This is a genomic window from Streptomyces sp. GC420, assembly GCF_009916105.1.
Classification (GTDB): Bacteria; Actinomycetota; Actinomycetes; order Streptomycetales; family Streptomycetaceae; genus Streptomyces.
Window position 1 is genome coordinate 1 of record NZ_JAAAXQ010000341.1, and the last position, 8,816, is coordinate 8,816.

Genomic DNA, 8,816 nt, shown 5'->3' on the forward strand with positions numbered 1-8,816 from the left:
CCTCAGAACACCGCGGCACCGGTCGAGCCCTCCGGCTCGGGGGGCGTGGACGAGCAGCCGCCTGCGGCCACCTCCCCCTCCGCCTCCCCCGACACCGCTGACTCCCGTGGCGGGAACGGGGACACGGCCGAGGAGACACCGGGTCGGCGTAAGCGGGGTGAGCTGGTGACGAACCCGGTGCAGGCGCCGGACCTGCGCTCCTTCCACGGCACCAAGACCGCCGCGGTGCACACCGAACGCTTCGACCCCAAACTGCGCCAGCTCAACCCCCGCCCCGGACGCCTCGACGGCTCCGTGACCCTGATCCGCAACCACGTGCGCCGCGAACAGCTCGGCGACGGACGCACCGTCCGCCACTTCTTCGTCACCGTCCCGTTCAGACTCGCGGACGGCCTCACGCCCGCCGATCTCACCGCTCACGAAACCCGCGTGCAGAAAGTCCTCGACACGTACGTCAACCGCGGCTACCGCCTTCCCGCGTCCGGCGACCAGCTGCACGTCACCGCCGAATTCGTCCACGCTCCCGCCCACGGTGAGGCCATCACCCTGTCCCGCACCCCGGAACCCGGCCGCGCCGACCAGCTCCACTGGGACGTCAACCACGGCGACGCCACCGTCACCCACGAGCTCCTCCACTACCTCGGCGTCGCCGACGAATACTCCGACGCCGACGACGAAGACCCCCACATCTTCCGCCGCGACGACCGGGCGAGCGGGGTGCGCGCCGAAGGCCTCATGGTCCGCACCCGCCAAGAAGACCTGCAAAGCCTCCCCGAGGACTACCTCGCCGCCATCGAGAACGTCAGCGGCAACGCCGTCATCCCGCTCCACACCGTCGCCGCAACGTCGTCCGGAAGCGGCAGCCGCCTGGCCCCCGACGACGCGTCGCACCCGGCCACCAGCCAGGCCCCCGGCTCCGGCTCCGGCTCCGGCTCCGGCTCCGGCTCCGGCTCCGGCTCCCAGGCCATGGACCTCGACGACTCGCCCACCACCGAGTGGCGGGAGTCACCCGACATCGCCCCGTACGCGTACGTCAACCCGGCCTTCGGCAGCCTGGCGCGGAACGCGCCCGCCGGCACGCTCTCCGCCGACGCCTACCGGAACTGGGTGAGGGCGAGTGTCGAGAGCCGCCACGAGATCTCGTACGTGGTCAACGCCATGGTCAGCCATGAGGTCATCAGCAGGGATCCCGAGGCGCTCCAGCGGTTCCTGCGGCAGGTGGAGAACGGTCTGGACGGGCGGTACCGGGGCCGGGTCGCCGTCGTCGTCGGCGTCAACGGCGGCGAGAAGTCCGCGACCAAGCTGGCGGCGAAGAAGGCCGCCATGCGCGGTGCGGCAGCCGCCAAAATCCACACGGCGATCCAGAATGCCGCCAAGAGCACCACGTCCTCCCTGCCCTTGGCGCTGGTTCCCACCCCGCTCAACCCGTGGCCCGAGAACTTCCCCTACGGCACGGCCCGCAACACGCTCCTCGTCAGCGACACCAACCGCAAGGCGCTGCGCGCCCTCATGGCACGGGGCACCCACCCCTACGTCGCCTTCATGGACTTCGACGACTACCCGCACCTCACCCCCGACGGCACCCACATCTTCGCCCAGCTCGACGCGCAACTTCGTTCCGAAGGCGCGGCCACGTCCACGACCGGAAGCACCGACGGCGCCGAGTTCGCCGAACCGATCACCGGACCGCAGGGGGAAGAGGGCTTCAGGATCCTGACGCCGGAGGAGATCGCGGCCCAACCGCCGGAGAGTGTCCCGCCCCTGCGTCCGCTCATGATGTCCGGCGGATATGTCGCTCCCGCCGACCCGGAGGGAAGGAAGCGGCTCGTCGAGGAGACGGAGCCCCGGGTGGAGCAGGCGAACAGGGAGAGCCGCGAGGACTACGAGAAGAAGCTCAAGGCCGCCGCCAAGACACCGCAGAGCAAGGCCCCTCGCCAACCCACGATATTGACCGCGCCTGCCGATGGCGACGATCCGAGGCTGCTGGAGTTCGACCACGCCGTCGCCCGCGACATGCGCACCCGTGACCGGCAGGTGCGGATCGCTCCGCAGCTCCCCTACTCCCCGGAACCGAACCTCTTCGTCGACGGGGTCGCGGTTCTGCTGGAGAGCACCGGGGTGGGGCCGATCCGCTTCGGAACCGGCGGCGGCGAGTTCCACGAGCTCAGCGAGAGCCTGATGGAGCTCGCCGCCTGGGAGATCACCCAGGAACTCGGCATCGGGAACACGCCCGCCACGCACACCACCCCCTACGCGGACGAGTACGAGGAGACGATCGCTCCGCTTCGGATAGCCGCCGAGAACCTGGCACCGCCCACCCGCGGTACCGCCTTCCACGTCGCCTTCACCAGGAACGCCACCCAGACGGATCTGTCACGACTGCTGACAGGCGCCCTCGGGGGGCCGCTGCCTCAGGACCACGGCATCCTCCCGAACCCCATGGCCCGCCTCTTCAACCGCGGCGAAGGGGACGCCTACACCGCCCGCGGACCGGAGGTGAGGGCCATGCGCTCCGGCCTGAGCCTCGCTCCCTTCCGGGACGGCGTCAACGGCGATCCCAGCACGGGGACGTCGGCCAAGGACCCTCTGGCACCCGTGTTCCGCTCCGGAACGGTCAACAGGAGCGCCCGGATCGTCACCGGGAGCGCCTCGAACGCGGTCAACAACCAGCCTCCCGCCGAGACGGCGGCGACCGAGCTGGACCCCCGGCTGGGTGACCCGCAGAAGCAGCGGATCAGCCGGGCCCTGTCGCGTGCCATACCCGGCCACACACACCTCTGGGCGGGCCTCGCCCCCACCCAGATGCGCCTGCACGCCCACCAACTGGCGCTCAGCGACGACACCTCGACCTTCCTGCGCCACATGCGCCTCTTCGCCCGGCTGTACCTGGTCCGGCCCCGGCCGCCGGCGCCTGAGGGCGGCGCGGGTGCCCGGCTGGCCGCCATGCACCTGACCGCCGCGGGGCAGATCCAGAAGCCGCGTGGGTCCTTCTTCGCCGCGCTCACGCAAGCGCTGCAGCCGCGAACCGTGCGGGCGCCCCAGGCGCCCGCTGTGGAGACCCGGGTCGTCGACGGCGCCGCGTCCGCCCAGATCCCGACCCAGCGGCCACTCACCTGGGACGACGATGTCCGCAGCATGCTCGGTCGGATCTACCTGCAGTATCGGTCGGATGAGCGAGTGAAGGGCCTGATCAGTGGGCTCGCCTCGCGGGGCACGACCGTGGAGGACTTCTTCGTGCGCCTGACCACCGGTCGGCTGCACCCGTTCGCCCACACACTGGCCGAGTACGCGGCGCACGGCGCCGATCGGGCGTCCGGTGCGGGGTTCGCCCCCTTCACCGCACTCGACGGCACCGCCGCCCTCCTGCTCTTCCTGTACGCCGAGGCTCTCGCCCGTCCCATCAGCCTCACGGCACCGGACGGCACTGTCCGCACCGTTCGGCCGACGCGCGGTAGAGGCAGCGGCGCACCGGGGCTGCACATCCGCTGGGACCCCTCGAACGGCGGGTGGGTCGCAGACCGGCCCACAAGGGCTTCCCAGGATCCTCCGCAAGACCCTCCCGGCACCCCGCGCACGGACAGCCCCGGCGGTCCGGGCAAGCGCGAGCGACCCGGCGACGATGCGAACGGCGGCAGGCGGAACCCCCAGATTCAGCGAGGCCTGTCGCTCATGGCCGATCTGAGCCTCGGCGACAACACCGGCCCGGACTCCGGCGCCCCCGACGGCTCCAACCCCTCCGGCAGCTCGGGCGGCTCGGGCAACCGCCGTTCCGCTCTCTCGAACGCCACCTTCACCCGGCTCACCGGCAGGCCCCGCGGATCCACCTCCCGGAACGAACGCCGCTCATGATCGAATCAGGGCAACCGGACCGGGGAGGGCGCGTGCGGCAGAATGAAGGCGGGCGGGCGGAGCGTGCCCCGGGCGGCAGATCCGGGCGGCTGCTGCGCCGGTTCGGCCGCCGCGCCGGCGACCCCGCGTCCACAGGTACGACGGGCAACCCCGCCCCGGGCGACGGACCGGCGCCGCCGCACACGGTGACGGACGAGTTCCCCCACCGCTTCCTGCTGCGCTCCTCGGCCGTGCCGGACTCCCCGGTCCGCGAACTCGTGCGCGAACTGTCCGCCGACCCCCGGCAGCCGGTCGTCGTGGTCGACGTGCCCCAGAGCGCGGCCGGCAACCTCGGCGAGGAACTGGGCTCACTGCTGGCCCGGCTGCGCGAGGAGCGACCTCTCGCCATCCGGCTGGTGCTGTCGGGATCCGCCGCCCCGGCCGGCGAGCACGGGCCCCTGGCCCAGCGCCTCGCCGACGCCTGGGAGGTGCCCGTGGAGGCGCCCGACGCCCCCGCCGTCATCACCCCCGGCGGTCTGCTCCACGTCCCGGAACCCGCAACCCCGGGCGGCGGCTGGTGGCGCTTCGCCCCGGGGGCGGCCCCCGAGGCGCTGGGGGTCCGCCTGCCCGCACCGCGCTGGCAGCGCGCCCTGACCCGGGTCCTCCTCGGACCGATGGGGCAGAGCGTGGTCCGTGCGGTCCCGGCCGGGCTGGCCCTGTATCCGGCGGACACCGCCGCGCCGCGCCCCGACGAGCCCGCCTACGCGGTCGCCGTGCACCCCGAACGGCTGAGTGTGCTGATCGGCGCCCCCCGTGCGAAGCCCGTCGCTGCGGAGGACCTGGCCACCCTCCTCGCCTGTCTGCCCGCCGAGTCCCGCTGTTCCGTGCGGCTCGTCCCGGCCGACGGCCGCGACGGGGTCAACCTCGCCGAGGAGGTGTGCGACCTCCTCGGCTCGGAGATCGAGGTGAGCCTCGGACTCCCGGTCGCCGCCGACAGAGCGGTCGGTGGCGAGAACGGAAGGGAGTCCGTACGCCTCATCTCTCCCGAGGGGGAGTTCACCTGGTGCCCGCCGCTGACCGCGGTGGTCTGTCATCCCACCGGGGACGACGGTGCCCGCCCCGCCCCTCGCCCCGCCGCGTGGACGCTCCCCGGGACGGCGGGGGCCCCCGAGGCGGAACCGGCAAGCCTGCGGCTGCCGTCCGGCGCCTGGGTGGTGGCGGTGCGCTCCGGGCTCTGGCTCGGCACCAGTCCACGGCCACCGGCCGAGGTACGGGACCGGGCCGCCGACTCCCGGGCCCTGCGGGTGGAGATCGCCCCGGACTGCCTGGCCGGGAAGGCCGTACGGGAAGGGTGCCTGAACGACCTGGCCACGCTCCTCGCCGGTCTCGCGCACAGCCACGCCGAACTCGCCGTCTTCGGAGATGCGCGCCCCGAACTCGTCGCCGAGCTGCGGAGATTCGCCGTACACGCGGGTCTGACCCTGGCGGCACCCCGGCAGGAGGGCGGCCCGGCACGGTCCGGGAGCGCGCCGGAGCCCCGGGAGACGGGCGCTCCTCCCGAGAGGGACACCGGGGCACAGGGCACAACGGCCGCGCCCCGCCCGGGCACGCTCGCGACGGAGTCCGGCACGGCAACGGGAGCAGCAACCGGAGCGGCAGCCGACCCGGCAGCCGGAGCCGACACAGCCGCGATGCCGGAGCCCTCACCCTCGAAGTCCGAGGCGGCACGGCGTGCTTCGCACGCCGTGGTGGAAGAGGCTCCCGCGACCGGGACGGACATGACCGGGACGAGCGAAGGCGCCCCCCTGCCGTGCGAGAGCCGGGCGTCCGCGGTGGGGGCCGGTGGCGCCCTCGGGGCAGGCCTCGGCCCGGCAGGGTCCGCGCCGGGGGCAGCCCCGAGCCTCAGCCCGGCAGGCTCCGGCGGGTCCGCCCCGGACCTGCGGGAAGGATCCGGCACGGGGATCACAGGGAGCTCGGAGCGCACGGAGCGCGCGGAGGGCGGCGAGCGGTCCCCCGGCGCCCGGCCTGCGGAACCCGTGCCGAGCGGCGCACCCTCGCCCCCGCTCCCGCCCGCGGCCACCGGTGGGACGTCTACCGCCCCGGCCACCTCGCAGCCGCCGACGGGTACTGCCACGCCGCCCCCGGCGCCCGTCAACGGCGCCGGACGGCCCCGGCGCCCGCCGCCCCGGGCGAGGCCCGGCCCTCGGCCGCCCCGGCCTCCTCCCGACATGGCAGCGCGTCCGAACGCCTCAGCGGCGAGCCGGATCGCCGGGCGTTCCGGGAGTTGGCCGCCGAGGTCTGGGAGAAGCACAGCGGACCCGTGAGTCAGGCGCTCATCAGGCTGCCCGCGCTGCGGGCAGGCGACGAGGAGGCCGCGCGGGTCGATCTGATCGCCGTTCACCTGTACCTCTCCTCCTCCCCGGAGAGCGCCTTCGGGGCTCGTGCGCTCGCCGAGAACGGCGAGGCGCTGCGCCCGTACGCGGCCTGCCTGGCATCCGGGCTCCGGCGCCTGCCCGCCCTCCGGGGCACCCTGGTACGGGCCGTGGCGCAGCCGGCCGTCCCCGACGAGGTGGTGCCGGGCGCCGTGCTGGGGTGCGACGCTCCCCTGGACGTCGTCCATCTGGAGGCGCGGAACGCGCCCCTGCCGCCCCTGTCCCACGTCCGGTACGTCATCCGGCCCGTGACCGCCCGCCGCACGTCGGTGCTCGGCCGGGACGGGAGCGGTGTGCAGGCCCTGTTCGCCGCCGGGACCGAGTTCACCGTCCTGGCGCGTCATGACGCGGAGGCCGACCTGCCCGCCCGGGTCCTGCTGGCCGAACTGCCCACGGACACCGATCGGTTCCGGGCTCCCTCACCCGAAGCCGTGGAACGGCTGGACAGCGCCGCCCGCCGCCCGGGCACGGCCGGGGCGGTTCCCTGGCCGGACCGGTGCACAGGCCCGTTCCCACACTCCCTGTCGGCGCGGTGAACCGCGTCGGCTCAGCACTCTTCCTCGCGCCAGAAAGGCAGATCAGTCATGGCAAGCAAAGAGTCCGCCCCGGCAGGTGAGAGCGCCGAGGACTCCCCGGTGCGACGCGCGGCGGCGCTCGCCGTCCTGACCGAGGAGCCGACCGCCGGCCTGTTCCCCGCGACCGCCTCGGCCGCCCCGGCGTCCACGGCGGTCCCCGCTTCACCTGCCGCGGCCGTTTCCCCGGCCGTCGCCACCTCGTCCTCCGGCACGGCGGCCGTCCCGGTGGCCGTCTCGCCGGTGGCCACGGCGGTTGCCGTCGCCGCCCCGACCACCGAGACGGCCGTGGAGGAGAGCACGGCGTCCGCCGAGGAGGTGGGGCTGGGCTCCGCGGCCGCCACGGTCGGCGAAGCCGCCGCGGCCACCGCCGCGACGGCCGCCACCGGCACTGCCGGAACGGTCACCGCCACCACCGAGACGGCCGGCACGCCCGCCGCCACCGCCGCCACCGCGGCGACGGAGGGCGGGGCGGCGGCCGCCCAGGCCCGCGGCGACGCCGAGTCGGCGCCCGAGAGCCGACTCACCACCGCGGCACGTTCCGGCGCCTCCGGGGGAGGCACCTCCGCTCCGCCCCTGGGCCGGCCCGGCAAGCCGCTGATCGCCGCCGCGGTCCTGGGCGGTCTGATCCTCGTCGCGGTGCCCTTCCTCATCACCGGCTCCGACGACGAGCACCGCCGGAAGGCCGCCGGGGCCCCGGCCGGCAGCTCGATGAACCCCTACGGTTCCGCCCCCGGCATCGTCCCCGACGAGGAACGCGTCTCCGTCCCGGGCACGGACGACGGCGGGGAACGGCGCCCGAGCAAGGGTCCGGGCACCAGCGGCAAGGCGGAAGGCGGCACCGGTCCGGTCGGCGGCATACACGAGTCCGGCACCGGTGGGGAGGGCCGGGGTGACAAGTCCGGCACCGCGAAGAACACCTCGACGTCCAAGGGCAGCACGCGAACCTCCCGGAAGCAGACGGACGACGCCGAGGCGGATCCCACCCCCTCCCAGCGGACCTCGGCCAAGCCGACCCCCGCGCCCGTCACCTACGCACACCTCATCGGACCCGGCTGCGAGACACCCGGTTTCGCCGGCGGCGACATGTACCACGACGGGGCCGTGGGCTGGCGCGGCAGCCGTGGAAGCACCACCTCGTACGGGTGCAGCGGCTTCTACTACAGCCTGCCCATGTCGGGGAGTTCCTCTCCGAACGGTGTCTGGGCGCAGTGGAAGTTCACCACCGGATCGGTGGAGAAGGGCACTTGCGCGGTCCGGGTGTACATCCCGAACGTCCGCGACATCTCGTACGTCGGCGGCACTCCCGCCCACTACACCGTCTACCGCTACTTCGCCCAGACGTCGGGCAACAAGGTCGGCACCTTCCAGATCAACCAGCCCGCGCATCTGGGCCAGTGGGTCTCCGCGGGTACGTTCCCGATCACGGCCAACAAGATCTCCGTCGTCCTCGACAACCGCGGCAGCAAGGCCGACAACCGCCACGCCGCCGCGGCCCCGGTCCGGGTCGACTGCACCGCGTCCTGAGCGCCTCGGTCGCGGACGGGGCCGCCGGTCCGTGCCCGGCGGCCCCGGCGTACTGCCGTCTTCCGCGGCGGCGGACCGTGTGCGCCTGCGGGCCGGGACGGACACCGGCCCCATGAATGCCCGGACGGCACCGATGAGTTCAGCGGGCCACGACAGTCCAATGAACGGACACACACCCAGCCCGGATCACGTCGGGCGACAGACAGGAAGGGACGGCGTACCGCGACATGGCCGACCAGGTGAAGGGCCCCGCCAGCTATTTCCCGGCGATAGAGAAGAAGTACGGCCGACCGGTCGAGGAGTGGAAGGCACTCATCCGCGCCTCTCCCCTGACCAAGCACATGGAGTTGGTCTCCTGGCTCAAGACGGAGCACGGCATGGGCCACGGGCACGCCAACGCCCTGGTCGCCCACACTCGCGCCGAGGACGCCGCATAGCCGCGTGGCCCGCCCGAACC

General features: G+C 73.9%; 5 protein-coding genes. All 5 read left to right on the forward strand.

Features of this window, described 5'->3' with window-relative positions; translation table 11 throughout:
* Positions 1–165: 165 nt before the first annotated feature.
* The 5 genes from GUY61_RS30310 to GUY61_RS30330 all read left to right on the forward strand — a co-directional run bounded on the left by GUY61_RS30310 (position 166) and on the right by GUY61_RS30330 (position 8,796).
* Positions 166–3,849, forward strand: coding sequence for a hypothetical protein (locus GUY61_RS30310; RefSeq protein ID WP_208106655.1), 3,684 nt, complete (start codon positions 166–168; stop codon positions 3,847–3,849).
* A 32-nt stretch (positions 3,850–3,881) separates the two neighbouring features.
* Positions 3,882–6,152: a hypothetical protein gene (locus GUY61_RS30315; protein WP_166633448.1), complete on the forward strand. Its 2,271-nt coding sequence runs from the start codon at positions 3,882–3,884 to the stop codon at positions 6,150–6,152.
* Entirely contained in the window at positions 6,149–6,796 is a 648-nt protein-coding gene (locus GUY61_RS30320; protein WP_166633449.1) for a hypothetical protein, read from the forward strand. The genes GUY61_RS30315 and GUY61_RS30320 overlap by 4 nt, the downstream gene beginning before the upstream one ends.
* 48 nt (positions 6,797–6,844) lie before the next feature.
* Entirely contained in the window at positions 6,845–8,359 is a 1,515-nt protein-coding gene (locus tag GUY61_RS30325; RefSeq protein WP_166633450.1) for a hypothetical protein, read from the forward strand.
* 227 nt (positions 8,360–8,586) lie between these two features.
* Positions 8,587–8,796, forward strand: coding sequence for a DUF4287 domain-containing protein (locus GUY61_RS30330; protein WP_166633451.1), 210 nt, complete (start codon positions 8,587–8,589; stop codon positions 8,794–8,796).
* Positions 8,797–8,816: the final 20 nt, after the last annotated feature.

Excerpts from the sequence above, each read along its gene's own strand:
- GUY61_RS30325 (WP_166633450.1), top strand. The coding sequence starts at position 6,845 with ATGGCAAGCAAAGAGTCCGCCCCGGCAGGTGAGAGCGCCGAGGACTCC.
- GUY61_RS30330 (WP_166633451.1), top strand. The coding sequence starts at position 8,587 with ATGGCCGACCAGGTGAAGGGCCCCGCCAGCTATTTCCCGGCGATAGAG.